We start from the raw sequence: 23,761 nt of genomic DNA, 5'->3' as shown, positions 1-23,761 counted from the left end.
CGGCGGTGGCTTCAATCCTGTTCGGCTTCGCCGTTTGCCTCGTCCGCCAGCAGGCCGGTGCCGCTGTCGTCGGCCAGCACCGGCGCCGCCGGCCCATCCAGCGACTCCACCTTGCGCAGGCGCCGCTCGATCGTGCGCGTCTTGCGGCTGGCCTCGCCGATGCTGCGGCCGACGGTGCTGATCTGCTTCTCGGCCTTTTCCAGGATGCCGGCGAACTTGCCGAACTCGTTCTTGACCGCGCCCAGCAATTGCCAGACGTCGCTGGACCGCTTCTCGATCGCCAGCGTGCGGAAGCCCATCTGCAGGCTGTTGAGCAGGGCATTGAGCGTGGTCGGCCCGGCCAGGGTGACCCGGGACTCGCGCTGCAGCAGCTCGAACAGCCCCGGCCGGCGGATCAGTTCGGCATACAGGCCTTCGGTGGGAAGGAACAGGATCGCGAAGTCGGTGGTGTGCGGAGGCGACACGTACTTGGCGTGGATCACCTTGGCCTCCTCGCGGATGCGCCGCTCCAGCGCGGTCGCCGCCGCGCCCGCCGCCGCCACGTCGGCGCGCTCCTGCGCATCGAGCAGCCGCTCGTAGTCCTCGCGCGGGAACTTGGCGTCGATCGGCAGCCAGACCTGGCCGCCATCGGCGCCGCCGGGCAGGCGGATCGCGAACTCGACCCGCGCCGCCGACCCCGGCACGGTGGCCACGTCGGCGGCGTACTGCTCGGCGACCAGCACCTGCTCGAGCAGCGCGCCCAGCTGCACCTCTCCGAAGGTGCCCCGGGTCTTGACGTTGGTCAGCACGCGCTTGAGGTCGCCGACGCCGGTGGCCAGCTGCTGCATCTCGCCCAGCCCGCGCTGCACCGCCTCCAGCCGCTCCGACACCAGCTTGAACGACTGGCCCAGGCGGGTTTCCAGCGTCGCGTGCAGTTTCTCGTCGACCGTCGCGCGCATCTGCTCGAGCTTCTGCGCGTTGTCGGCCTGCAGCTTCTGCAGCTGCTGCTCCAGCGTGGCGCGCATCTCGCCGATGCGCTGCTCGTTGCGTTGGGTCAGTTCGTTCAGCCGCTGGCCCAGCGCCTCGGCCAGGCGTTGCTGCTGGTCGGCGCCTTCGCTGCGCGCCTTGCGCGCGTCTTCGGTGAGCGCCTGGCGCAGCACGTCGAGCCGCTGGTCGGTGCGGCTGCTGAAGTCGTTGAGCCGTGCGCCGAATCCCTCGATGCGCTGTTCCTGCGCCGCCGACAAACTATCGAGCTGCTGCCGCAGTTCGGCGCGCCCATCGCGCTGCTCGGCGCGCAGCGCAGCCTCCAGCGCGCGTTCCGGCTTGCGCAGCAGCAGCACCACCAGCAATACGATGGCGACGCCGACCGCGACCAGCAGCAACAGCAGGAGGAGCGAAGGATCGGGCATGGCGCCAGTGTAGCGGCCGCGATCCCAGGTCGTGAGACGCACGCGGCTATGATCGAGGCCTGGCGAGGACCCATGGGAGGCGACCATGCAAGCCGGAACTTTCCCGCCGCTCGATGGCGGCTGCACCTGCCGCGCCGTGCGCTACCGGCTCCGGTCGGCACCGCTGGTCGTCCACTGCTGCCACTGCCGCTGGTGCCAGCGCGAGACCGGCAGCGCGTTCGCGATCAACGCCATGATCGAAACCGGCCGCGTCGAACGGCTGCAGGGCGAGGTCGAGACCGTGCCAGTGCCCTCTGAAAGCGGCAAGGGCCAGCGCATCGCGCGCTGCCCCGACTGTCGCATCGCGCTGTGGAGCCATTATCCCGGCGGCGGCCCGGAGATCGCCTTCGTCCGCGTCGGCACGCTCGACGATCCGGACGCGCTGCCGCCGGACATCCATATCCACGTGGGTTCCAGGCAACCGTGGGTGGCGCTGCCGGAAGGCGCGCGCGCCTTCGACGCGTTCTACGACCCGAGGCAGGAATGGACCGCCGAGGCGCTGCAGCGTTACCGGGACGCCAGGCGCGCCGTCCGGCCGACGGAATGAGGCGCGCGCTGCTTGCGCCCGCCGGGACTCAGTCCAGCACCCGGCAGAACACCGCCTTGAGGTAGCGCGGCTCGTGCACGTGGGCGTGGAAGGGATGGTCCGGCCCGGCACCGGCGACGCGGATGACCTGCAGCGTGCGATTGGCCTGGTAGGCCGCGCGCCGCAGCGTGTCGAGGAACTGCTCCTCGGTCACCAGCCCGGTGCAGGAGAACGTCGCGAACAGGCCGCCCGGCGCCACCATCGCCAGCGCGAGGCGGTTGAGCTCCAGGTATTTCTTCAAGGCCGGCACGACCTTCTCGCGCGCCCGGGTCATCTTGGCCGGGTCGAGCACGACCACGTCGTAGGTCTCCCCGCGCGCCGCGGCATCGCGCAGCCAGGCGTGGACCTCGGCCTGTTCGAAGGCCACGTCGACGTCGTTGAGCTCGGCGTTGGCGCGCGCGATCCCGAGCACGTCGGCATCGATGTCCACGCCCAGGACCGACTTCGCGCCGCGCGCCGCCGCATGGATGCCGAACCCGCCGGTGTTGCAGCACAGGTCGAGCACCCGCTGCCCGGCGCACAGCCGCGACAGCCACTCGCGGTTGTCGCGCTGGTCGGTGAAGAACCCGGTCTTGTGCGCCGCGGCCGGGTCGGCGCGGAAGCGCACGCCGTGCTCGTGGATGACCACCGGCGCGACGGGTTCGACGCCCTCGCTGTTGAACGGCCGGCAATCGAAGCTCTCCTGCTTCTGCACGTGCCGGTCGGCGAAGGCGTGGAAGCGGCAGCCGGGGAACTGCGCGCGCAGGGCGTCGAAGATCCACTCGCGGTGCCGGTGCATGCCGGCGCTGAAGAACTCCACCACCAGCAGGTCTGCGTAACGGTCGACCACCAGGCCGCTGAGCCCGTCGCCCTCGCTGTGCACCACCCGCCAGGCGTCGGTGGCCTCGTCGAGGCGCAGGATGTCGCGGCGCAGGCGCACCGCGTCGGCGATCTTGCGCGCGAACCAGGCCGCGTCGACGGCGACCTCCGGGTCGGTCTCCAGCAGGCGCAGCGCGACGCGCGCATGGCCGTTGTAGAAGCCGCGGCCGATCCAGGCATCGTCCTCGCCCCGCACCTCGACCACGCTGCCGGGCCGGGGCCGGTCATCGGGCTTCTCGACCAGGCGCTGGAAGATCCACGGATGGCTCGATCGCCAGGGATGCTTGAGGCGCACGATCTGGGGGGGTTGGTCCATGCGCGCATTCTATCGTCGCGCCACCGGCGTTCCGGGCGGGCAACCGCGGCCGTGCTGGCGGCCTGGACGCGCGGGCGCCGGCCTGCCTTGCAACACGCGCCGCGGGCGCCATGTAGGAGCGATGGACCTGCCCCACACCGAATCCCCGCTCGACCCGGAAGCGCAGCGCAAGGCCGACCTGCGCCGGCTGCGCACGGCCCTGGCCGCCAGCCTCGCCTTCGGCGCGCTGCTGCTGGTGATGTTCCTGGCGCAGGGCGCCTTCGACTGGCGTCCCTTCGCGGTGGCCCCCGGCGCCGCGCGCGGCCTGGTGGGCGTGCTGACCGCACCCTTGCTGCACGGCTCGCCGGCGCACCTGGTCGCCAACGGCGCCTCCGTGTTGTTGTTGGGCACGCTGGCCGGCGGCGTCTACCCGCGCGCAACGCTGCGCTCGGTGCCCCTGCTGTGGATCGGTTCCGGACTGGGTGCCTGGCTGCTCGGCGAGTCGGGCAGCCACCACCTCGGCGCCAGCGGCCTGACCCACGGCTTGATGTTCCTGGTCTTCAGCCTGGGCCTGCTGCGCCGCGACCGCCCCGCGATCGCGGCGGGCATGATCGCCTTCTTCCTCTACGGCGGCATGTTGTTGACCGTGCTGCCGCAGGAACCGGGCGTGTCCTGGCAGTCCCACCTGGGGGGTGCGGTTGCCGGCGTGGTGTCGGCGTTCGTGTTCCGGCGCAGCGACCCGCAGGCGCCGCGCCGGAAATACAGCTGGGAGCTGGAGGAGGAAGCCGAGGCCGAGGCGGCGGCCGCGGAGCGCGCGCAGTTCGAGCCGCCGCGCCCGGACGACGTTCCCGTGTTGTGGCAGCGCCCGGGGGATCGCGACCAGGGCGTGGTGCTGCGGTTCACGCGCGAGCGCCGCGACGACGACTGACGCGGCCGTTCGCCGCGATCGGCGTCAGCGCGCCAGGCCCAGCTGCCGGTCGTGCAACCGCGACCACAGCAGCAGCGACGCGATCGCGCCCACCAGGCACAGGAACATGTCCCACTGCGTGTCCCACACGTCGCCCTGTGTGGCGAGGAAGGCGTCGGCATCGGCGCCGAAGGCCAGCGCGCTCCACCATTCGATCAGTTCGAACAGTGCGCTGAAGCTCAGGCAAGCGGCGAGCACCAGGTAGGCCAGCCAGCCGCCGCGGCGCAGCGGGGTCAGCCGCAGCAGCAGCTCGCGCGCCAGGATTGCCGGCGAGAACCCCTGCATGAAGTGGCCGACGCGATCCCAAGGATTGCGCTCGAAACCCAGCGCGTCGCGCAGCCAGAACCCGAGCGGGGTCTCGGCATAGGTGTAGGCGCCGCCGTACACCAGGACCAGCGCATGCGCCGCCAGCAGCCAGCACAGCAGCCGGGTCAGCGGGAACCGCGGCCAGGTCGCGGCGATCATCGGCAGGGCGGCGATCACGCACACCGTTTCCAGCAGCCAGGTCAGGCGGTCCCGGGCGATGAACCACGAGGCGAGCAGCGCCAGGACCACGACCGTCGGCAGGAACAGCCTTTCCACTCGAGACGGGGGGCCCGCGATGGACGGAGCGGTGGGTGCGTGCATGCCTTCCTGCCTCCTGCCGGCGTCGCGCGCCCGGGGGCCGCAGCATACGACGGGCGGTTTGGCGGATGCGGGCCGAGGTGCTAGCGTCGACAGCCTCGGCCGATGCCTTGCCATCGTGCCCTCCCCCTGCCCCTGGAACCCCGTCCATGCGACTGATCGCCACCGCCCTGGTCCTGTTGTTGTCGGCCGCCTGCCAGCAGGAAGCGACCCCCGCCACGGCGCCCGGTTCCGGGGATGGCGCCGACGCCAAGCCATGGGCGGACGACCCCGCCGCGCGGCGCATCGAGGCGGACCTGCGCTACCTCGCCGACGACCGCATGGAAGGCCGGGAAACCGGCACCCCGGGCTACGAACTCGCCTCGGGCTACCTCGCCCGCCGTTACGACGAACTCGGGCTGCAGCCGGCCGGCGACTCGGAAACGTATTTCCAGCACGTGCCCCTGCTCAAGGCGACCCTGCTCGCCGATGGCGCGCAGTTCGTGGTCAAGCGCGGTGGCAGGGTGATCCCGCTGGCGTTCGAGAAGGAGTTCCTGCCGTCGTCCAACTTCAACACGCCGGAGTTCCTGGTCGAGGCGCCGGCGGTGTTCGTCGGCCAGGCCGTGCACGCGCCGGAACTGGACCACGACGATTTCGCCGGGCTCGACCTGGCGGGCAAGATCGCGGTGGTCTTCGGCGGCGCGCCGGAGCGCTTCGACAACGACCGGCGCGCGTTCCATTCCTCCAGCCGCGAGAAGCTGCGCAACCTGGTGGAGCGCGGCGCGATCGGCGTGGTCTTCGTCAACACCGCCGAGGAAGAGGCACGCTCGCCCTGGGCGCGCGGTGCGGCGAACTGGGCGCGGCCCACCATGCGCCTGCGCGACGACGACGGCACCGCGATCGACAGCTTCCCGCAGCTACGCGGCGCCGCACGGGTCAGCGCCGCGGCGGCCGACGCGCTGTTCGTCGGCGGCGACCAGTCGTCCGCGCAACTGTTCGACGCCGCGGCGGCCGGCAAGCTCAAGGGCTTCGACCTGCCCGGCACCGTACTCATCTCCGGCAAGTCGAAACTCGAACAGATCGAGTCGCGCAACGTGGTCGGCCGCATCCCCGGCAGCGATCCCGACCTGCGCGCCGAGCACGTCGTCTACACCGCGCACCTGGACCACCTGGGCATCGGCAAGCCGGTGAAGGACGACCGCGGGCAGGACGACCGCATCTACAACGGCGCGTTCGACAACGCGCTGGGCGTGGCGATCATGCTCGAGGCGGCGCACCAGCTGCAGCAGGCGGCGGCCAAGCCGCGGCGCTCGATGCTGTTCGTGGCCCTGACCGCCGAGGAAAAGGGGTTGCTGGGATCGACCTGGTTCGCGCAGCGGCCGACCGTGCCCAAGGACTCGCTGGTCGCCAACATCAACATGGACATGCCGGTGATGACCGCGCCGAGCACCGACGTGGTGCCGATCGGCATCGAGCATTCCTCGCTGCAGGGCGTGGTCGAGGCGGCGGCCAAGGAGGTCGGCGTGGCGTTGTCGCCGGATCCGTTCCCGGAGGAAGTCGTGTTCGTGCGCAGCGACCAGTATTCCTTCGTGCGCGCCGGCATCCCGGCGGTGTACCTGGACGGCGGCGTGGTCCCGGCCGACAAGCAGCGCAAGCCCAAGGTCGCGCTGACCTACTTCCTGCGCAACTGCTACCACCAGCCCTGCGACGACGCCGACCAGCCCATCCATTACGGCGACGCCGCGCGCCTGGCCCGGCTCAATGCCCGCATCGGGCAGCTGGTCGGCGACGCAGACCAGCGCCCGACGTGGAACAAGGGCGACTTCTTCGGAGAGCGGTTCGGGCGCGCGCCCGCGGCCGGGCCGAACCCGCCAACCGCAGCCGCGCCCGAATAGACCGGTCGCTCAGCGCCCGGGCGCGCCGCCGTTCCGCTTGCGCTGCGCTTCGGCCACCAGCACCCCGCCCCACCGGCGCAGCCGCTCCAGGGCATACAGGCACGCCGCCACCGCGGCGATCGCCAGCGCCAGGCCGGCGTAGCCCAGCACGTCCCATTCGACGAAGCACGTCCAGGCGAACTGGCCGACGCACAGCACCGCCACGAACAGCAGCGTCGGCCGCCGCCCGACCAGCGCCACCACCAGCACGCCCAGCGGCGCGCCCAGCGCCACCACCGGCGCCGCCGCCAGCCAGTTGCCGAACACGCCCGGCTGCACGCCGGTCAGCCCGAGCTTGAGCGCGATCCCCATCAGCGAGGTGGCCGCCATGATCACCACCGACGTGGGGATGGCGATCTTCAGGTCCGCGCGGCACAGCAGCACCAAGGCCGCGTACAGCACCATGTCGATACCGACGCCGGTCACGGCGGCGACCGTCGCGCCGGCGCCGACGCCGATCGCCAGCCCGACGCGGAAATCCCAGCGTTCGTCGAACTCGGTCATGCCGGTGTGTCCGGCGATCTCGTCGATGCGGTACAGGTGCAGCACGCCGAAGCTCGCCCAGACCACCGCGAACACCAGCTTGATCCACAGCTCGGGGATCAACGGCGCGATGAACAGGATGCCCAGCGGCGTGCCGATCGCGCTGCCCCACAACGCGCCCTTGAGCATCGACCACGCCAAGGGTTGCCGGCGCGCAAGGATGAAGATGCTGGCGCTGACCATGCCGATGGATTGCACCGCGAAGCTGAAGTCGCGCCCGAGCGTGGCCGGCATGTCGAAGGCCAGCACCAGGATCGGGAAGCCCACCGTGCCCCCGCCCATCGGCGTGGAGCCGGCGATGTAGCTGCCGAAGGCCATCGCCAGCGCGATCGGCCAGTGCGCCTTCGCCTCGTCCCAATGCCCTTGCCCGAACACCAGCCAAGCCCAGGTCGAATAGAAGCCCGCCAGCCAGAGGAACCAGACCCAGAGGTGGCGTTTGGGGGGCGCGAGCAGCGTCATCCAGGCGTTCGTCCTTGCGTCGCAGGTCGCGCTTTATAGCCTGTCCTTGCCCCGAGGTCTCGACTGCGCCCGTCCGGGGCGGGGATGAGTTGGCGCCGGCGGCACGCCTTACTGCGCCACCGGCAACCCGCGGAATGCCTTGACCGTGCGCAGCACGAAGCTTGAATTGACGTCGGCCACCCCCGCCTGCGTGAGCAGGCGGTCGAGCAGGAAGCGGGAAAAGTGGTCCAGGTCGCGCACGGCGACCTGCAGCAGGTAGTCCATGTCGCCGGTCAGGGCGTGGCAGGCGACGACCTCGTCCCAGTGCCCGACGAATTCGGCGAAGGCGGCGACCGAGGCGGCGTCGTGGTGGTTGAGCTGCACGCGCACGAAGGCCTGCAAGCCCAGGCCGACGCGTTCGGCATCGACCTCGGCGCGGTAGCCGGCGATCACGCCTTCGCGTTCCAGCCGCTGCACCCGGCGCAGGCAGGCCGACGGCGACAGGTGCACCCGCTCGGCGAGATCGGCGTTGCTTTGCCGGCCGGCGCGCTGCAGTTCGGCAAGGATGTGCAGGTCGATGCGGTCCAGCTCGGGTGCTGTGGTCATATGTTGTGCGCTCCTGCCGGATGACGCTTCGATATTGCGCGAATTCCCACCATCGCCGCAACTTTGCAACCCATTTGCAGGCAAGGGACGATACCCTGAAAGCGGCCTTGCACCCGCCCCGGGGCGGTGGAGGCTTCGCAATCCGCACGTCGCAATCCGCAAGCGGTGGTCGATCCCGACCGTCCACCCACGTCCAGGAGCCCTGCCATGTCCACCACGCCGCGCCGCGTCGAGAACCTGCAGACCGACAAGGGCAAGGTCCCGGTCTACGCCACCGGCATCGTCGAGCAACCCTGGGACGACTACAGCGACGACGACCACGCCACCTGGACCACGCTGTACGCGCGGCAGCGCGAGATCCTGCACGGGCGCGCCAGCGATGCCTTCCTGCAGGCGCAGGACGCGATGGGCATGACGCCGGATCGCATCCCGAAATTCTCCGACCTCAACGAAGTGCTCGAAGCGGCCACGGGCTGGACGCTGATGGGCGTGGAAGGGTTGCTGCCGGAACTGGACTTCTTCGACCACCTCGCCAACCGCCGCTTCCCGGTGACCTGGTGGATCCGGCGGCCGGACCAGATCGACTATATCGAGGAACCCGACCTGTTCCACGACCTGTTCGGCCACGTGCCGCTGCTGATGAACCCGGTCTTCGGCGACTACATGCAGGCCTACGGCCAGGGCGGGGTCAAGGCGCACGGCATCGGCGCCGACGCGCTGCAGAACCTGACCCGCCTGTACTGGTACACGGTGGAGTTCGGGCTGATCCGCGAGCACGGCGCGCTGCGCATCTACGGCAGCGGCATCGTCTCGAGCAAGGGCGAGTCGATCCATTGCCTGGACTCCGACGCGCCCAACCGCATCGGCTTCGACCTCGAACGCATCATGCGCACGCGCTACCGCATCGACACCTACCAGAAGACCTACTTCGTGATCGACAGCTTCGAGCAGCTGATCGAAGCGACCCGCCCCGACTTCACCCCGATCTACGCGCGGCTGGCCGAGCAGGAATCGATTCCCGCCGGCACCGTGCTCGATGGCGACAAGGTCTACCACCGCGGCACGGGCGAGGGGTGGGCGACCGACGCCGACACCTGACACCCGCACGCGACGCGGGGGCGCGTCGACGCCAGCCCGGGTCCAGTCGGTCCCCGGGTGCCGCGCAACGTCGCGGCGGAAGGCCACGTGCTGCAGGCCCCACGGGAGCCACGTCCCCCGCGGTTGGGGGATGGACGCTGACTCCCGTGCACGACAACCGGTAAGCTTCCAGCCATCTTCTCCCGGGCGGACCGGATGACTCGTACGGAAGCCTGGTGGCGCTGGTCCCGCAAGTGGCGACGCGAGCACCTGTTCGCCAACGTCGACCGCACCGAGGTGCTGGCGCACGTCGACGAGGCCGGGGAGCTCGGGCCGCGCTACGCCTTCATGACCCTGATGTCGGCGGGCATCGCGATGCTCGGCCTGCTGCAGGGCTCGGGCGCGGTGATCATCGGCGCGATGCTGATCTCGCCGCTGATGGGGCCGATCGTCGAGATGGGCATGGCGCTGGCCACGTTCGAGCTGCGCACCTTGCGCTCGGCGCTGCGGACCATGGCGGTGGGTGTCGTGCTCGCGGTGGGGATCTGCTTCGCCATCGTCTGGATGTCCCCCCTGCAGGAACCGACCGCGGAGATCATCGCGCGCACGGAACCGACGCTGTTCGACCTGCTGGTGGCGATCTTCTCCGGACTGGCCGGTGCGTACGCAACGATCACCCGCAAGGGCGAGACCATCGTCGGCGTCGCCATCGCCACCGCATTGATGCCGCCGCTGGCGGTGGTGGGTTACGGCCTGGCGGTCGGCAACTGGCAGGTCGCGGGGGGCGCCTCGTTCCTGTTCATGACCAACCTGCTGGCCATCGCGCTGTCGGTGACGATCATGGCGCGCTGGTACGGCTTCGGCGCCGGCGACACGCCCAAGCAGTCGGCGTTTCAGGCCGGCCTGATCATCGGCGCCTTCCTGTTGCTGTCGATCCCGCTGGGCCTGGCCCTGCGCGACATCGCCGCGCGCACCCTGGCCCAGTCCACGGTACGCAGCACGCTCGAGGCGGCCGCGCGCGAGGGCGGCGGCCGCATCACCACGCTGCGGGTCGACGCGGGTGGCAAGACCATCCAGGTGGACGCGGTGCTGCTGACGCCGGAGGGCCGGCCGGACCTGGCGCCGCGGCTGGAGCGCACCCTGGAGGACCGGCTCGGCCGGCCCGTCACCGTGCAGCTGCAGGAAGTCCACACCGCCGACATGGCGCGCCTGCAGCGCGAGCAATCCACCCTGTCCGAGCTGCGCAACAGCGTCGCCGAACTGCAGACGGCCGCCACCCGCGACGCGGCCAGCCGGGAGGCGCACGACGCCGCGCTGATCGCCATGCGCCAGCGCGCGCTGGGCCATTTCGGCACCCTGGAAGTCCTCGACGGCGGACGCGCCGCGCGTTGGCAGCTTGCGCCGGATGCGGGCCTGGACCTGGTCGCCGCGCACGCGCTGGAACGCGATCTCAACGCCGTCCCGGCGGCCACGGCCAGTGCCGCGGCGGGACGTGACGCCGCCAGGCCGCTGCAGGTGCGCGTCCTGCCGGCACTGCAGCCGCTGCCGCGGATCGGCTTCGCCGACGACAGCGCCGAGCTCACGCCGCGGCAGCTCGCGCGCATCGACGCCATCGCGTGGGCCCTGCGCCGCTGGCAGGCCGGCGCGCTGGACGTGGTCGGGCATGCAGGCGGGGACCCCGGCCTCGCGCGGTCGCGCACCGACGCGGTGGCCGCCGCGCTGCGGGCACGGGGCGCCCCCGTCGCGGCGACCACCGTCGCCGATGCCGAGCAGACCCGCGAGCAGATCCGCGAAGCCGGCATCGCCGCCGGTCGCAGCGTGGTCGTGCAGCTGGCGACCACCGCGAGCGAATAGCCGCCGGGGCGCACGGGCGCGGCGTCCCGCCGCCGGTTCGAAATCGGCGGCGCCAGCGGCGACAATGGCCGCCCCCCTCCCCGCCCGGCCGCCATGACCCCTGCCAACGCTTCGCCCGTCTCCCTGACCCGCCACCTCATCGAGGAGGAGCGCCGCGGGCACATCTGCGCCGACCTGAGGCTGCTGCTGGAAGTCGCGGCGCGCGCCTGCAAGAGCATCTCGGTGGCCGTCGGCAAGGGCGCGCTCGGCGGCGTGCTCGGCGAGGCCGAGGCGGCCGCCGGCGGCACCAGCGTCAACGTGCAGGGCGAGGCGCAGAAGAAGCTGGACGTGCTGTCCAATGAGATCCTGCTGGAAGCCAATGCCTGGGGCGGGCACCTGGCTGCCTGCGCGTCGGAGGAGATGGAGCACTGCCAGCCGATCCCCGACGCCTACCCTCGCGGCAACTACCTGCTGCTGTTCGATCCGCTGGACGGCAGCAGCAACATCGACGTCAACGTCAGCGTCGGCACCATCTTCTCGGTGCTGCGCTGCCCGGACGATGTGGGCACGCCGTGCGACGAGCACTTCCTGCAGCCGGGCACCGCGCAGGTGGCCGCCGGCTATTGCATCTACGGACCGAGCACGATGCTGGTGCTGACCATCGGCCACGGCACCCATGCCTTCACGCTGGACCGCGAGCAAGGCGCGTTCCTGCTCACGCGCAAGCACATGCAGGTCCCGGAGCAGACGAAGGAATTCGCGATCAACATGTCCAACCAGCGCCACTGGGAAGCGCCGATGCAGGCCTACGTGCGCGATCTGCTGGCCGGCAGGGAGGGCCCGCGGGGCAAGGACTTCAACATGCGCTGGATCGCCTCGATGGTCGCCGACGTGCATCGCATCCTGACGCGCGGCGGCGTCTTCATCTATCCCAGGGACCGGAAGGACCCGGGCAAGGCCGGCAAGCTGCGCTTGATGTACGAGGCCAACCCGATGGCGCTGCTGGTCGAACAGGCCGGCGGCGCGGCCACCAACGGCCGCGACCGCATCCTCGACATCGCACCGGGCGAGCTGCACCAGCGCGTGCCGGTGTTCCTGGGTTCGCGCGACGAGGTCGCGGAGGCGACGCGCTACCATCGCGAGCACGACGCGCGCGCGCCCGCCGCCGGCCTGGCCGGCTCCGCGGCATGAGCGGCGCGGACTTCATCGAGGTCACCGACGGCGCGCTGGATGCGCAGGCCTGCGCCGCGATCGTGGCGCGCATGCGCGCCAGCGACAGCCTGCAGCCCGGGCGCATTGGCGGCGGCGTGTTCCCGGAACTCAAGCACAGCCGCGACCAGCACATCACCGGCGACGCGGCGTGGGCCGACGTCGAGCAACAGCTCAACACCGCGGTGTACGCCGGGCTGCTCGCCTACCTGCGCCGCTATCCGCAGGCCCTGATCGCGCCGCTGATGCTGCAGCAGGCCGGCGAGGACGGGAAGCCAAGGCGGCTCGCGGCGGAGGACTTCCCCGGCATGCCCGACGAGCGGCTCGGCGAACTGGCCCGCACCTGCCTGCGCCCCGGCGCGATCAACCTGCAGTGGTACCGCGCCGGCGAAGGCGGCTACCCGTACTGGCATTGCGAGCTCTACCCCAAGGACGGCAGCGCCGAGACCCTGCATCGCCACCTGTTGTGGACGATCTACCTCAACGACGACTTCGACGAGGGCGAGACCGAGTTCCTGTTCCAGCAGCGCAAGGTGGCGCCGCACACGGGATCGCTGCTGTTCGCGCCCACCGCCTTCACCCACACCCACCGCGGCAACCGCCCGCAGCGTGGCGACAAGTTCATCGCCACCAGCTGGATCCTGTTCCAGCGCGCCGAGGCGCTGTTCGGCGCGCGCTGAGTCAGCGCTCGGTGGGCTGGTTGAGCACCAGCCAGTACAGGCCGACCTGCTTGACCGCCCAGACGAAACGCTCGAAGTCCACGGGCTTCTGGATGTAGCTGTTGACCCCCAGGGCGTAGCTGGCCTCGACGTCGAAGGGCTCGGCGCTGGTGGTCAGCACCACCACCGGCAGGTTGCGGGTCCGCTCGTCCGCGCGGATCGCCTGCAGCACCTCGCGCCCGTCGACCTTGGGCAGGTTGAGGTCGAGCAGGACGATCGACGGCAGCGGCTGGTCCTTGCGGTCGGCGTGCGGGCCGCGCGCGAACAGGAAATCCAGGGCTTCGGCGCCGTCGCTGACCACCACCAGGGGATTGGCGATCTTGGATTCGGCGAACGCGATGCGGGTGAGCTCGACGTCGTCCGGGTTGTCCTCGACCAGCAGGATGGGTTTGTCGGTCATGCCTGGATCTCTTCGCTGTCGTCGTGGACCGGGAGTTCGATCCGGAACACCGCTCCCTCGCCCGGCGCGGACTCCGCGCTGATCCGGCCGCCATGGCGCTCGGCGATGCGCTGCGCGATGGCCAGGCCGAGTCCATGGCCGCCACCCTGCTCCGGCGGATGCAGGCGCTGGAAGGGCTCGAACACCTTGTCAGCATAGCGCATGTCGAAACCCGCGCCTTCGTCGCGGACCGAGACGACGAGCCGGTCGCCGAGGCGCTCGCCACTGACCCGGATCCGCACCTGTTCGCGGTCGCGCGAGAACTTCCAGGCGTTCTGCAGCAGGTGGTCGAACAGCAGCTTCAGGTGGCGCTCGTCGCCGCGGACCACGAGGTCCTGCTGGACCTGCAGGTCCGCGTCGCGGCCGGGGTCCTTCTCCTGCAGTTCGGCGTAGGTCCATTCGGCGATGAGGCTCAGGTCGACGACCTCGGCCTTCAGCTCCGTGCGCGTGGCGCGCGACAGTTCCAGGAGCGAGTCGATCAGGCCTCCCATCCGCTCGACGGCGCCGCTGATGCGATCGAGGTAACCGCGGCCGGCCTCGTCCAGAGCGTCGCCGTAGCGGGTCGCCAGCAGGCGCGCGAAGCCTTCGATCGCGCGCAGCGGTGCGCGCAGGTCGTGGGAAACGCCGTGGGCGAACAGCTCCTGCTGGCGCGCGGCGTGCTCGAGCGTCGCGGTGCGCTCGGTGACGCGCCGCTCCAGGCTGGCGTCCATCTCCCGAAGCGCTGCCTCGGCCGCGTGCCGTGCGCTGTCGTCGCGCAGCTGGGCGATGAAATACAGCGGCTCGCCGCCATCGCCCCGCATCACGCCCGCATGGAGTGCCACGTGGACGACGTCGCCGCCAGGGCGCAGGCAACGCAGGCTTGCCGCGAGCGTCTCCTGGCCGCCGTCGGCCAGCGCCTGCCATTGCCGGCGCAGCTCGCCCGCGTCGTCCGGGTGGACGGCATCCGCCACGGGGCGGCCGGCCAGGGTGTCGGCGCCCTTGCCGAGCATGCGCTCCAGCGCGGGATTGACCTGCAGCCAGCGGGCGTCCACGTCGACCAGGGCCATGCCGATCCCCGAGCACGCCATGGCCAGGTGGAATTGACTGTCTGGCGCGACTCTCGGGCGCTCGTTCGGGTTCAGCATGGCAAGGCGACGACGTTCCCTTTCGGACGGCGCAAGTTAGCAAGCGCCCGGCCGGCCAAGGTGTAGGTTTCGTGAATACCGCAGGTGCACAATGCGCCTCGACCTCCGGCGATGTCCATGACCCTCGACCAGATCCTGTTCCTGCTCATCCTCGCCGGCGGCCTGTACCTGTTCGTCAGCGAGCGCGTGCGCATCGACGTGAGCGCCATGCTGGTCCTGCTCGCCCTGGTGGTCACCGGCGTGCTGGATCCGTCGCAGGCCCTGTCCGGCTTCGCCAGCGAACCGGCGATCATCGTCGCGGCGGTGTTCGTGGTCTCCGGCGGCCTGGCCGCGACCGGCATCACCGAGCACATCGGCCAGTGGATCGGCCGGGCCTCGGGCCGCCGCGAGGCGCGGGCGATCGCCGTGACCATGCCGGCGGTGGCGGCGATGGCGTCCTTCAGCCACCACGTCATGGTGACCGCGATGATGCTGCCGATCCTGGGCCGGTTCGCGCGCGCCACCGGGCTGTCGGAGTCTCGTCTGCTGATGCCGATGTCCTTCGCCGCCTCGCTGGGAACGACGCTGACGCTGGTCAGCGCGCCGGCCTTCCTGCTCGCCGACAACCTGCTGGAGCGCAGCGGCGGTCCCGGGCTGGGCATCTTCTCGATCACCCCGATCGGCGTGGCCCTGGTCTTCATCGGCATCGTCTACATGCTGGTCGCCCGCTGGTTGCTGCCCAAGCGCAGCGGCCGCTCGGGCGACGATGAATACCTGCGCCTGGACCGCTACCGCGCGGAACTGGTCGTGGTGAAGGAATCCCGCTGGAGCACGCGCCCGCTCGCGGAGCTGGAAAAGGCGCTGGGCCACAAGTTCCGCGTCCTGGGCTGGCTGCGCGACGGCGTGCTGCGCGGCGACCTGGGCAGCCGGCACCCGCTGCTGACCGGCGACGTGCTGCTGGTCGAGATTTCCGCGGACGCGCTGGCGTCGCTGCGCGACGACGACGGGCTGGCATTCAACGCCTTCTCCGCCTATGGCCGGCTCGACGACGCGGCGCCCGCGGTCGATGGCAGCGCCGAACTGGTGCAGGCGGTGGTCGCACCGGGCTCCGAGTTCATCGGCCGCAGCATCCGATCGCTGGATTTCTCGCGCCAGTTCAAGGCCGTGGTGGCCGGGCTGTGGCGACGCGACGGCTCGGTGCCGCCGCGGCTGGCCGATGCACGGCTGCGCGCCGGCGACGTGCTGGTGCTGTGGGGGCAATCGGAGGGGTTCGCCGACCTGGCCGCGCACCATGGCTTCCTGATGCTCGTCCCGTTCGCCGGCGAGGGCAAGCGCCGCGTCCGCGCGCCCGTCGCACTGGCCATCCTCGCCGCCACCGTCGGGATCGCGGTGTCCGAATGGCTGCCGGTGCCGGTCGCCTTCCTGATGGGGGCGGTGGCGATGGTGGTCTTCCGCTGCGTCGACATCGGCCAGGCTTATCGCGAGATCGACGTGCGCGTGTTCGTCATGATCGCGGGCGTGATCCCGCTGGGCATCGCGATGGAGCAGACCGGAACGGCGCGCCTGCTGGCCGACCATTTGCTTCCCCTGGTGCGCGAGTGGCCGGCGCTGCCGGTGTTGCTGGTGTGCTTCACCGGCGCGGCGTTGCTGACCCAAATCCTGTCGGACGCCGCGACCACGGTGCTGCTGGGGCCGATCGCGGTGGCCATGGCGCAATCGCTGGGCATGCCGCCGACGCCGTTCGTGGTCTGCACGGCGCTGGGCGCGGTGGTGGCGTTCCTGACGCCGATCGGCCACCACGGCAACCTGCTGATCCTCGGCCCGGGGCAATACCGGTTCGGCGACTTCATCCGCGTCGGCGCGCCGCTCACGGTGCTGCTCGCGGTGGTCAGCGCGTGGATGGCGCGCTGGCTCTGGCTGGACGGGCCGATGCTGCCCTGGTAGCGGCGGGGTCGCGGCGGACGCCTGCCGGACGGCAGGCCCTCCGTTTGCAGGCCATCCTGGGCAGGCAGGGGTCGCGCCACCCCCGGCTGCTCAGAACAGATTTCCTTGCGGGGAAGCTTGTCGCGGCGCCACGAAGCGCGTGCAGTCCAGCGCCGGCAGCCGGCCGTACCCCAGCCGACGGTGCGCCCTCGCGAACCGGGCGGCGATGAGGTCCGCGAAGGGGCCCTCGCCGCGCATGCGCTTGCCGAACGCGCTGTCGTAATCCTTGCCGCCGCGCATCTGCCGCAACAGGCTGGTGACGTGCGCGGCGCGCTCCGGGTAGTGCAATCGCAGCCACTCGGCCCAGAGGTCCTTGAGCTCGTGCGGCAGGCGCAGCAGCACGTATCCCGCCGCGCGGGCGCCGTGTGCATGGGCGGCCTCGAGGATCGCCTCGAGTTCGCAGTCGCTGATCGCCGGGATCACCGGCGCCACCATCACTCCGACCGGCACGCCGGCGTCGGCCAGCGCCCGCATCGCGCGCAGCTTGCCGCGTGGCGCGGTCGCGCGCGGCTCCATCCGCGCCGCCAAGCGGTTGTCCAGCGTGGTGATCGAGAAGTACACGGTCGCCAGCCCCTGCGAGGCCATCGGCGCCAGCAGGTCCAGGTCGCGGGTGACCAGCGCGCCCTTGGTGACCACGCTCACCGGATGGCGGCACTCGGCGAACACCTCGAGCAGCGAGCGCGTGATCCGGAGGCTGCGCTCGACTGGCTGGTAGGCATCGGTGTTGATGCCCAGCGCGACCGGCGCGCATCGATACGACGGCTTGGCCAGTTCGGCGCGCAGGCATTCCGCGGCATTGGTCTTCGCCGACAGCCGGGTCTCGAAATCCAGCCCCGGCGACAGGTCCAGGTAGGCGTGCGACGGCCGCGCGAAGCAGTACACGCAGCCATGTTCGCAGCCGCGGTACGGGTTCACCGACTGGCTGAAGCCGACGTCCGGCGAGTCGTTGCGGCTGATGATGCGGCGCGCGCGCTCCTCGCGTACCCGGGTGTCGGGTCGCGGCGGGCACGGTGCGCCGTCGACGTCGAGCGTGGCCTCGACCAGGCAATCCCAGCCGTCGTCTTCGGCCTCGGCATGGGTCTTGTCGAACCGGCCCTTCGCGTACGACGCCGCGCCGCGGCCCTTGATCGGCCTGGCCTCCGGGTTCACGGCTTTGCGGTGGAGCGCCATGCCGCTTAGCCTACGCCGGAGCCGTCGCACTCCCCGCGACGACAGGGAGCGGCGTCATGCCCGATTGGCTGCAACACGCGTGGTCGTCGTTCACCGCGATCGACAACCTCGGCGCCTGGTTGGCGATGGGCTGGCTGGCCTACCTGGTCGGCCTCGGCGGCTGGATCATCCTGCAGAAGCGCGAACCCGTCGCCACGATCAGCTGGCTCCTCGGTCTGGCCGCGCTTCCGTACGTGGGCTTCCTGATCTATTTCTTCTTCGGCCCGCAGCGCATCCAGCGCAAGCAGCTCCGGCGGCAGAAGGCCAAGGAAAGCCTGATGGCCCCGGAGCGCGACCGCAGCAACCAGGAAGTGATCGAGCTGGGCCGCCTGGGACAGGCCGTCTGCAAGCTGCCGACCAGCCGCGCCACCCGTGTCGAGCTGCTCGTCGATGGCGCGAAGAAGTACGACCGGCTGGTGGAGGCCATCGGCCAGGCGCGCCACCACGTGCACATGGAGTACTACATCTATGCCCCCGACCAGACCGGCGACCGCGTGCTGGAAGCGCTGGCCGAACGCGCCAGGGCGGGGGTCAAGGTGCGCCTGCTGCTGGATGCCATGGGTTCGATCAAGGTCACCAAGGCCTACCTCAAGCCCCTGCTCGACGCGGGCGGCGAGTTCTGCTGGTTCCACCCGACCAAGCCCTGGACCATCAGCCGGCCCTGGATCAACCTGCGCAGCCACCGCAAGATCGCGGTCATGGACGGCAAGATCGGGTTCGCCGGCGGCATCAACATCACCGACGACGAGAACGAGGAAGTCTCGGACGAAGCGTTCCGCGACCTGCACATGCGCATCGAGGGCGACGTCGTTGACTCCCTGCAACTGGTGTTCCTCGAGGACTGGGCCTATGCCACCGGCGATCCGGCGCCCACCGGCCCGGAGCTTTTCCCCGACGGGCCCGAGGGCGACATCCCGGCGCAAGTGCTGGCCTCCGGGCCGGATTCGAACTGGGAGGCCATCCACCGGCTGCAGGTCGCAACGATCTACGCGGCCAGCGAGCGCGTGTGGCTGGTCACGCCCTACTTCGTGCCCGGCGAGGCGGCGATGATGGCCCTGACGTCGGCGGCCCTGGCCGGCCTGGACGTCCGCCTGCTGATCCCCAAGAAGAGCGACTCGCGGATGGTCACCCAGGCGGCCCGCTCGTATTTCGACGAACTCATGGAAGCGGGCATCAAGGTCTACGAGTACGGCCCGCGCATGCTGCACACCAAGGCGCTGCTGGTCGACGATTCCACCTGCATCCTGGGCAGCGCCAACTTCGACCACCGCAGCTTCCGGCTCAATTTCGAGGTCGCGGTGCTGATCGACGACAAGGCGACCGCCCGGGAACTCGCCCAGCTGATCGAGCACGAGATCGCCAATTCGGTGCGCGTGCAAGACGGCCGCCGTTCCTTCTGGCGCCATCGCCTGCCGGAGGCCCTGGCGCGGCTGTTCTCGCCGATGCTCTGAGCCGCGCGACCGGCGGCGCCTGCGGGGGTGCCGTCGGCCGATCCCCGGTGGTCCGCGGGTTAGACTGTGGACCGATCCCGCACGCCGGATGGAGGCCGTCGCCATGCCCTGGTTGTACCTGCTGCTCGCGCTTGCCGCATTCGCCGTCGCCTTCAAGACCACGTCCATGCTCCTTGCGGTGTTCTGCCTGCTGGCCGCGCTGGGCCTGCTGCTGGCCTGGGTCATGGGCCTGCTCGCCGAGCGCGTCGGCAGCCAGTCGCGCGACGACAGCCAGATGCTCGACCCGCAGGAGATGCGGCGCCTGCGCGAGCAGGCCGAGGCGCGCCGCCAGGGCGCGGACTCCGCCGGCGACCCGCCGGGCGCCTGACCGATCCCCAAGCGCCGCCCTCCCGGCCGCGACCGGCCGACCCATTGCACGCCTAGGAACCCAACCGGCCCGCATGACACGGCTGAGCGTCAACCTGAACAAGATCGCGTTGCTGCGGAACGCCCGCGGCGGCGGCGAACCCGACCTGTCGCGCGCCGCGCAGGCGTGCCTGGACGCGGGGGCGCATGGCCTGACCGTGCATCCGCGCCCGGACGCGCGCCACGCGCGCGCCGAGGATGTGCAGGCCCTGGCCGGGCTGTGCCGCGCGCGGGATGTCGAATTCAACCTCGAGGGCAATCCGTTCGCGGCGCCACGCAGCGGTTATCCCGGTTTCCTGGCGCTGTGCGAGCAGCACCGCCCGCACCAGGCCACCCTGGTGCCGGACGGCGATGGCCAGCTCACGTCCGACCATGGCTTCGACTTCGCGCGCGATGCCGACCGCCTCGTGCCGGTGGTCGCGGCGCTGCGGGCGATGGGGTGCCGGGTCAGCCTGTTCGCCGACGCCGGGAGCGACGTGGCGACGGCCGCCCGCGTGGGCGCGGACCGGATCGAGCTTTACACCGGTCCCTATGCCGATGCCCACGCATCGGGCAACGCGGCGGCGGCGCTGGCGGCCTGCCGCGCCAGCGCGCTGCAGGCGCAGGCAGCGGGCCTGGGGGTCAATGCCGGCCATGACCTCAGCCAGGGCAACCTTGGCGATTTCCTGGCGGGCGTCCCGGGGGTCCTCGAGGTCTCGATCGGCCACGCCCTGATCGGCGAAGCGCTGTACGACGGCCTCGCACCCACGGTACGGCGCTATCGCGCGATCGTCGACGCGGCGTCGGCGTGATCGATGCCGGCGCCGCGATCGGCGCCGGCGATCTGGTCGCAGCGGGCTACTTCCTGGCGAACGCCACCCGCGCCATCCCGGCGTTTTGCGCAGCGGCCAGCACGCTGGCCACGACCTGGTAGTCGCTGTCGCCGTTGGCGTCGACCTCCAGGCGCGGCATCGCGCCGGCGTCGCGCGCGACTTCGCTGGACATCATGGCCTGCAGGGCGGACAGCGGCGTGGCGCTGTCGTTCCAGTACACCTGCCCGGCGCCGTCGATGCGCAGGCGGATCGGTGGTGGCTCGACGCGCGCCTGCCGCTCCCGATCCGTCCTCGGCAAGGTGAGGTCGATCTGCCGGGTCAGGGCCGGGCTCGCGACCATGAAGATGATCAGCAGCACCAGCATCACGTCGGACTCGGAGCCTCTGATGGATTCAGAGGCTCCGCGCGCCATGGATGGCGCGCTCGCGGATCAAACACGCAAGTGTTTGATCCGGCGGGAGCCAAGACGGGCTTGGCCCGGCCTGGCGACGTCGGAACAATTGCACGATGCAATTGTTCCGACCATTCCGAACGCAATGATGTTGATCTCGGCGACCTGGCCGTGGGCGGAACCTGTCGAGTACGTCATGGCGCGTCTCCTGTCGGCGGTTCACATGCCTCGACGCTACGCCCGGCCGGCCTTTTCGCGCAAGCACAAAAAAACGCCGCCCGATGGGCGGCGTCGAATCACGGGTAAGCGTGGTGTCTACCGGGCGGCGCGCTGCAGGCGACGCCCCCCGGGTGTTCAGTTCTTGACGAAGCCGATCTTCACCATCTGCGCGTTCTTGGCGGACGCCAGCACCTTGGCCAGCACGCCGTAGTCGGCCTCGGCGTTGACGTCGATCTCCAGCGTCGGCTGGTTGTTGACGTCACGCTGGACCTCGGCCTCCATCATGTTGCGCAGTGCCGACACGGGGGTCGGGCTGTCGTTCCAGAACACCTGGCCCGCCGAATCGATGCGCAAGCGGATCGGCTCCGGGGGGTCGACGGTGGTCGGTGGCGGGTTCAGCGACCGCTGCGGCAGGTCGATGTCGATCGGGTACGACAGCTGCGGCGCGGTGACCATGAAGATGATGAGCAGCACCAGCATCACGTCCGCGAGCGGGATGATGTTGATGTCGGCCATCGGGCCTTCGCCGGCATTGGATGAGAAAGCCATGGAACGGGCTCCGGGTTATTGGGATTCGCGGGTGGCGACGAAGCCAACCTTGCGCATGCCTTGGGCCTGCGCAATGTTGACCACCTGGCTGACCACGCGGTACTTCGTGGTCTTGTCGCCACGCACGTTGACCGGCGGTTGCGGCGTCTTCTGCGCTTCCACCGCCAACGCGCTTTCCAGCAACGCGGTGGTGACCGGCTGGTCGTTCATGAAGATCTGGCCGTTCTCGGTGACCGCGATGGTGATCGGCGGGGCCGGGGGGGCGCTCTCGGGACGTTCGTCCAGGTTGGCCTCCGGCAGTTCCACCTTCACCTTGTGCGCCATCAGCGGTGCCGTGACCATGAAGATGATCAGCAGCACCAGCATCACGTCCACGAGTGGGACGACGTTGATGGTCGCCATCGGCTTGCCGCCGCCTTGATCGGTACTGAACGCCATATCCGGACTCCGTCAGTCGCCGTCGATCAGGACTTGACCGTGACTTCGCCGACCCGCGAGCCGGTGGCGAAGAAGTCGTGCAGGTCGTGCGCGAAGGTGTCGAGCTTGTTGTTCGTGACGCGGTTCATGCGCACGAAGAAGTTGTAGCCCAGCACCGCCGGGATCGCGACGCCGAGGCCGATCGCGGTCATGATCAGCGCCTCGCCCACCGGACCGGCCACCGCGCCGATGTCCGCCTGGCCGCTGGCGCCGATGCGCAGCAGCGCGCGGTAGATGCCCCACACGGTGCCGAGCAGGCCGACGAACGGGGCGGTCGAACCGACCGTCGCCAGCACCGTCAGGCCGCCTTCGAGCTTCATCGACTCGCGGGTCACCGCCTGGCGCAGGGCCCGGTCGACGAACTCGGAGCGATTGAGCGACTCGACCAGACGCGAGCCTTCATGGCGCTGGTGGTGCGCGGCGGCCTGGGCGGCATCGAGCGCGACCTTCGAAAAGGGCTCGCTGTTGCGCTGCTCTTCCATGAAGCGGATGGCGTCCTGGGCGTTGGAGGTTTCCCAGAACGTGTTGATCACGCGGTCAGAGGACCCGCGCAGCCGCATGTTCCGGATGAAGTTGAAGATGATCCAGTAGATCGACATGGCGGACATGATGAGCAGCGTGGCCAGAACGACATAGCCGACGATGTCCATGTGCTGGAGCATGTCTGCGAAGCCCATCTGCTGGAGGCCTTCGGCATTGCTGCTTCCAGCGGGGGCGATGGTAGTGGTTTCCTGCAGCATGACGCTTACCTTCTAGATGTTGTGGTTTGGGTATACGGATGGAACGTGGAGCGGGTATTGCCTGAAGCGATTCGGATGTCCGGGCTCCCGGCCCGGCGCCAGGGGCGCCAGGGTCAGGACAGGGTGAAGTCGACGGGGACGCGGACCCTGCCCGCGGCGGGCTTGCCGTTCACGCGGGACGGGTTGAAGCGCCACTTGCGCGCGGCATCCATCGCGGCGCGGTCGAGGTCGCGGTTGCGGCTGGACTTCTCGATCGACACGTTGGTCACGTTGCCGTTGGCGTCGACGTCGACGATCAGGACCACCGTCCCCTCCACGCCCTGGCGGTAAGCCGCCGGCGGGTACTTGGGGGGATTCATGTTCTTGGAAGAGATGTCGACGCTGGCACCGATGTCCGGCTGCGGCGCGGGCGGCGCAGGCGGTGCGGGCGGCGGCGCCGGGGTATCCACGGGCGACGGCGTGTCGAAGATCACCGGCGGGTCTTCCGGCGGCGGCGGGATCGGGGTCGGCTGCGGCGGCGCGAGCTGCTTGATCTCCTGCGGCTTCGGCGGCTCGGGCGGCGGCGGCGGCGGCGGCGGCGGCGGGGGCGGCGGCTCGATGATCACCACCTGGGTGACTTCTTCCGCTTCCTCCGTGGCACCAGGCGGCGTGACCGGCGCCATCAGCAGCAGGACGGCGGCAACGTGGAAGGCCACCACCATGGTGAAACCGGTGATGCGCGCCCAATTCAGGCCCTCGTCCTGATCGTGCCGCTCGGTCGTCGTCAAGGGTTGCGTCATGCGGGGGAACTCAAGTCTGGCTGGGCGTCGAGCGCCCCGATGGGGTCAGGAACCGGGCCGTTTCGGGCGCGGGAACCTGCAAGCTTATACCAACTCCCGCCTGCGTGTA

The 23,761-nt window shown here is 70.4% G+C and carries 24 protein-coding genes; 11 read left to right on the top strand and 13 right to left on the bottom strand.

Features of this window, described 5'->3' with window-relative positions; translation table 11 throughout:
- Positions 1-11: 11 nt before the first annotated feature.
- Positions 12-1,388: a DNA recombination protein RmuC gene (locus ABD970_RS02950; RefSeq protein WP_345293997.1), complete on the bottom strand. Its 1,377-nt coding sequence runs from the start codon at positions 1,386-1,388 to the stop codon at positions 12-14.
- 85 nt (positions 1,389-1,473) lie between these two features.
- Here ABD970_RS02950 and ABD970_RS02945 point away from each other — a divergent pair, with 85 nt between their 5' ends.
- Positions 1,474-1,974, top strand: a complete 501-nt coding sequence (locus ABD970_RS02945; protein ID WP_345293996.1) for a GFA family protein — start codon at positions 1,474-1,476, stop codon at positions 1,972-1,974.
- A 28-nt stretch (positions 1,975-2,002) separates the two neighbouring features.
- Here ABD970_RS02945 and ABD970_RS02940 read toward each other — a convergent pair whose 3' ends face one another.
- Complete coding sequence (locus tag ABD970_RS02940) at positions 2,003-3,187, bottom strand: class I SAM-dependent rRNA methyltransferase (RefSeq protein WP_345293995.1); 1,185 nt, start codon at positions 3,185-3,187, stop codon at positions 2,003-2,005.
- A gap of 121 nt (positions 3,188-3,308) precedes the next feature.
- On the opposite strand from ABD970_RS02940, the gene ABD970_RS02935 reads away from it, so the two are divergent.
- Complete coding sequence (locus ABD970_RS02935; RefSeq protein ID WP_345293994.1) at positions 3,309-4,094, top strand: rhomboid family intramembrane serine protease; 786 nt, start codon at positions 3,309-3,311, stop codon at positions 4,092-4,094.
- 24 nt (positions 4,095-4,118) lie between these two features.
- Here ABD970_RS02935 and ABD970_RS02930 read toward each other — a convergent pair whose 3' ends face one another.
- Positions 4,119-4,760 carry a DUF2238 domain-containing protein gene (locus tag ABD970_RS02930; protein ID WP_345293993.1) on the bottom strand — a complete coding sequence of 214 codons (642 nt, stop codon included), beginning with the start codon at positions 4,758-4,760 and terminating at the stop codon, positions 4,119-4,121.
- A gap of 146 nt (positions 4,761-4,906) precedes the next feature.
- Between ABD970_RS02930 and ABD970_RS02925 the strand changes: the two genes are divergently transcribed.
- The gene (locus ABD970_RS02925) at positions 4,907-6,631 is read left to right on the top strand and encodes a M28 family metallopeptidase (protein WP_345293992.1); all 1,725 of its coding nucleotides are present in this window, start codon (positions 4,907-4,909) and stop codon (positions 6,629-6,631) included.
- A gap of 9 nt (positions 6,632-6,640) precedes the next feature.
- Here ABD970_RS02925 and ABD970_RS02920 read toward each other — a convergent pair whose 3' ends face one another.
- Positions 6,641-7,672 (bottom strand): sulfite exporter TauE/SafE family protein, encoded by a 1,032-nt coding sequence (locus ABD970_RS02920; RefSeq protein WP_345293991.1) that lies wholly within the window; start codon positions 7,670-7,672, stop codon positions 6,641-6,643.
- Positions 7,673-7,780: 108 nt separating this feature from the next.
- Positions 7,781-8,257, bottom strand: coding sequence for an Lrp/AsnC family transcriptional regulator (locus ABD970_RS02915; RefSeq protein WP_345293990.1), 477 nt, complete (start codon positions 8,255-8,257; stop codon positions 7,781-7,783).
- A gap of 207 nt (positions 8,258-8,464) precedes the next feature.
- Here ABD970_RS02915 and phhA point away from each other — a divergent pair, with 207 nt between their 5' ends.
- The 4 genes from phhA (at position 8,465) to ABD970_RS02895 (ending at position 13,056) form a co-directional block, all read left to right on the top strand.
- Entirely contained in the window at positions 8,465-9,355 is an 891-nt protein-coding gene (gene phhA / locus ABD970_RS02910; RefSeq protein WP_345293989.1) for a phenylalanine 4-monooxygenase, read from the top strand.
- A 195-nt stretch (positions 9,356-9,550) separates the two neighbouring features.
- Positions 9,551-11,188 (top strand): DUF389 domain-containing protein, encoded by a 1,638-nt coding sequence (locus ABD970_RS02905; protein WP_345293988.1) that lies wholly within the window; start codon positions 9,551-9,553, stop codon positions 11,186-11,188.
- Positions 11,189-11,281: 93 nt separating this feature from the next.
- Positions 11,282-12,358: a class 1 fructose-bisphosphatase gene (locus ABD970_RS02900; protein WP_345293987.1), complete on the top strand. Its 1,077-nt coding sequence runs from the start codon at positions 11,282-11,284 to the stop codon at positions 12,356-12,358.
- Positions 12,355-13,056, top strand: a complete 702-nt coding sequence (locus ABD970_RS02895) for a 2OG-Fe(II) oxygenase (RefSeq protein WP_345293986.1) — start codon at positions 12,355-12,357, stop codon at positions 13,054-13,056. The genes ABD970_RS02900 and ABD970_RS02895 overlap by 4 nt, the downstream gene beginning before the upstream one ends.
- A 1-nt stretch (position 13,057) precedes the next feature.
- Here ABD970_RS02895 and ABD970_RS02890 read toward each other — a convergent pair whose 3' ends face one another.
- Both ABD970_RS02890 and ABD970_RS02885 read right to left on the bottom strand, forming a co-directional pair.
- Positions 13,058-13,495: a response regulator gene (locus ABD970_RS02890; protein WP_345293985.1), complete on the bottom strand. Its 438-nt coding sequence runs from the start codon at positions 13,493-13,495 to the stop codon at positions 13,058-13,060.
- Entirely contained in the window at positions 13,492-14,601 is a 1,110-nt protein-coding gene (locus ABD970_RS02885; RefSeq protein ID WP_345294550.1) for a sensor histidine kinase, read from the bottom strand. Before ABD970_RS02885 ends, ABD970_RS02890 begins: the two co-directional genes overlap by 4 nt.
- Positions 14,602-14,769: 168 nt before the next feature.
- On the opposite strand from ABD970_RS02885, the gene ABD970_RS02880 reads away from it, so the two are divergent.
- Entirely contained in the window at positions 14,770-16,581 is a 1,812-nt protein-coding gene (locus ABD970_RS02880; protein WP_345293984.1) for an SLC13 family permease, read from the top strand.
- 90 nt (positions 16,582-16,671) lie between these two features.
- Here the strand turns inward: ABD970_RS02880 and ABD970_RS02875 are convergent, their stop codons facing one another.
- Positions 16,672-17,790, bottom strand: coding sequence for a PA0069 family radical SAM protein (locus ABD970_RS02875; RefSeq protein ID WP_345293983.1), 1,119 nt, complete (start codon positions 17,788-17,790; stop codon positions 16,672-16,674).
- 56 nt (positions 17,791-17,846) lie between these two features.
- On the opposite strand from ABD970_RS02875, the gene cls reads away from it, so the two are divergent.
- The 3 genes from cls (at position 17,847) to ABD970_RS02860 (ending at position 20,476) form a co-directional block, all read left to right on the top strand.
- A complete protein-coding gene (gene cls / locus ABD970_RS02870; RefSeq protein ID WP_345293982.1) occupies positions 17,847-19,280 on the top strand; it encodes a cardiolipin synthase in 1,434 nt (477 codons plus the stop codon).
- Positions 19,281-19,383: 103 nt separating this feature from the next.
- Entirely contained in the window at positions 19,384-19,647 is a 264-nt protein-coding gene (locus ABD970_RS02865) for a hypothetical protein (protein WP_345293981.1), read from the top strand.
- 73 nt (positions 19,648-19,720) lie between these two features.
- Entirely contained in the window at positions 19,721-20,476 is a 756-nt protein-coding gene (locus ABD970_RS02860; protein ID WP_345293980.1) for a pyridoxine 5'-phosphate synthase, read from the top strand.
- 46 nt (positions 20,477-20,522) lie between these two features.
- On the opposite strand, the gene ABD970_RS02855 is transcribed toward ABD970_RS02860, so the two are convergent.
- The 5 genes from ABD970_RS02855 to ABD970_RS02835 all read right to left on the bottom strand — a co-directional run bounded on the left by ABD970_RS02855 (position 20,523) and on the right by ABD970_RS02835 (position 23,652).
- Complete coding sequence (locus tag ABD970_RS02855) at positions 20,523-20,861, bottom strand: ExbD/TolR family protein (RefSeq protein WP_345294549.1); 339 nt, start codon at positions 20,859-20,861, stop codon at positions 20,523-20,525.
- Between the two features lie 381 nt (positions 20,862-21,242).
- A complete protein-coding gene (locus tag ABD970_RS02850) occupies positions 21,243-21,656 on the bottom strand; it encodes an ExbD/TolR family protein (protein WP_345293979.1) in 414 nt (137 codons plus the stop codon).
- A gap of 15 nt (positions 21,657-21,671) precedes the next feature.
- A complete protein-coding gene (locus ABD970_RS02845) occupies positions 21,672-22,094 on the bottom strand; it encodes an ExbD/TolR family protein (RefSeq protein WP_345293978.1) in 423 nt (140 codons plus the stop codon).
- A 26-nt stretch (positions 22,095-22,120) separates the two neighbouring features.
- The gene (locus tag ABD970_RS02840) at positions 22,121-22,873 is read right to left on the bottom strand and encodes a MotA/TolQ/ExbB proton channel family protein (protein ID WP_345293977.1); all 753 of its coding nucleotides are present in this window, start codon (positions 22,871-22,873) and stop codon (positions 22,121-22,123) included.
- Between the two features lie 113 nt (positions 22,874-22,986).
- Positions 22,987-23,652, bottom strand: coding sequence for an energy transducer TonB (locus tag ABD970_RS02835; protein WP_345293976.1), 666 nt, complete (start codon positions 23,650-23,652; stop codon positions 22,987-22,989).
- Positions 23,653-23,761: the final 109 nt, after the last annotated feature.

Origin of the sequence: Luteimonas vadosa, assembly GCF_039543545.1 — a bacterium.
Lineage (GTDB): Bacteria > Pseudomonadota > Gammaproteobacteria > Xanthomonadales > Xanthomonadaceae > Luteimonas > Luteimonas vadosa.
This window is presented reverse-complemented; position numbering and strand designations above follow the sequence as displayed.

Bases quoted from the DNA above. Each gene is read 5' to 3' on its own strand.
- ABD970_RS02950 (WP_345293997.1), bottom strand. From the start codon at position 1,388: ATGCCCGATCCTTCGCTCCTCCTGCTGTTGCTGCTGGTCGCGGTCGGC.
- ABD970_RS02945 (WP_345293996.1), top strand. From the start codon at position 1,474: ATGCAAGCCGGAACTTTCCCGCCGCTCGATGGCGGCTGCACCTGCCGC.
- ABD970_RS02940 (WP_345293995.1), bottom strand. From the start codon at position 3,187: ATGGACCAACCCCCCCAGATCGTGCGCCTCAAGCATCCCTGGCGATCG.
- ABD970_RS02935 (WP_345293994.1), top strand. From the start codon at position 3,309: ATGGACCTGCCCCACACCGAATCCCCGCTCGACCCGGAAGCGCAGCGC.
- ABD970_RS02930 (WP_345293993.1), bottom strand. From the start codon at position 4,760: ATGCACGCACCCACCGCTCCGTCCATCGCGGGCCCCCCGTCTCGAGTG.
- ABD970_RS02925 (WP_345293992.1), top strand. From the start codon at position 4,907: ATGCGACTGATCGCCACCGCCCTGGTCCTGTTGTTGTCGGCCGCCTGC.
- ABD970_RS02920 (WP_345293991.1), bottom strand. From the start codon at position 7,672: ATGACGCTGCTCGCGCCCCCCAAACGCCACCTCTGGGTCTGGTTCCTC.
- ABD970_RS02915 (WP_345293990.1), bottom strand. From the start codon at position 8,257: ATGACCACAGCACCCGAGCTGGACCGCATCGACCTGCACATCCTTGCC.
- phhA (WP_345293989.1), top strand. From the start codon at position 8,465: ATGTCCACCACGCCGCGCCGCGTCGAGAACCTGCAGACCGACAAGGGC.
- ABD970_RS02905 (WP_345293988.1), top strand. From the start codon at position 9,551: ATGACTCGTACGGAAGCCTGGTGGCGCTGGTCCCGCAAGTGGCGACGC.
- ABD970_RS02900 (WP_345293987.1), top strand. From the start codon at position 11,282: ATGACCCCTGCCAACGCTTCGCCCGTCTCCCTGACCCGCCACCTCATC.
- ABD970_RS02895 (WP_345293986.1), top strand. From the start codon at position 12,355: ATGAGCGGCGCGGACTTCATCGAGGTCACCGACGGCGCGCTGGATGCG.
- ABD970_RS02890 (WP_345293985.1), bottom strand. From the start codon at position 13,495: ATGACCGACAAACCCATCCTGCTGGTCGAGGACAACCCGGACGACGTC.
- ABD970_RS02885 (WP_345294550.1), bottom strand. From the start codon at position 14,601: ATGGCGTGCTCGGGGATCGGCATGGCCCTGGTCGACGTGGACGCCCGC.
- ABD970_RS02880 (WP_345293984.1), top strand. From the start codon at position 14,770: ATGTCCATGACCCTCGACCAGATCCTGTTCCTGCTCATCCTCGCCGGC.
- ABD970_RS02875 (WP_345293983.1), bottom strand. From the start codon at position 17,790: ATGGCGCTCCACCGCAAAGCCGTGAACCCGGAGGCCAGGCCGATCAAG.
- cls (WP_345293982.1), top strand. From the start codon at position 17,847: ATGCCCGATTGGCTGCAACACGCGTGGTCGTCGTTCACCGCGATCGAC.
- ABD970_RS02865 (WP_345293981.1), top strand. From the start codon at position 19,384: ATGCCCTGGTTGTACCTGCTGCTCGCGCTTGCCGCATTCGCCGTCGCC.
- ABD970_RS02860 (WP_345293980.1), top strand. From the start codon at position 19,721: ATGACACGGCTGAGCGTCAACCTGAACAAGATCGCGTTGCTGCGGAAC.
- ABD970_RS02855 (WP_345294549.1), bottom strand. From the start codon at position 20,861: ATGCTGGTGCTGCTGATCATCTTCATGGTCGCGAGCCCGGCCCTGACC.
- ABD970_RS02850 (WP_345293979.1), bottom strand. From the start codon at position 21,656: ATGGCTTTCTCATCCAATGCCGGCGAAGGCCCGATGGCCGACATCAAC.
- ABD970_RS02845 (WP_345293978.1), bottom strand. From the start codon at position 22,094: ATGGCGTTCAGTACCGATCAAGGCGGCGGCAAGCCGATGGCGACCATC.
- ABD970_RS02840 (WP_345293977.1), bottom strand. From the start codon at position 22,873: ATGCTGCAGGAAACCACTACCATCGCCCCCGCTGGAAGCAGCAATGCC.
- ABD970_RS02835 (WP_345293976.1), bottom strand. From the start codon at position 23,652: ATGACGCAACCCTTGACGACGACCGAGCGGCACGATCAGGACGAGGGC.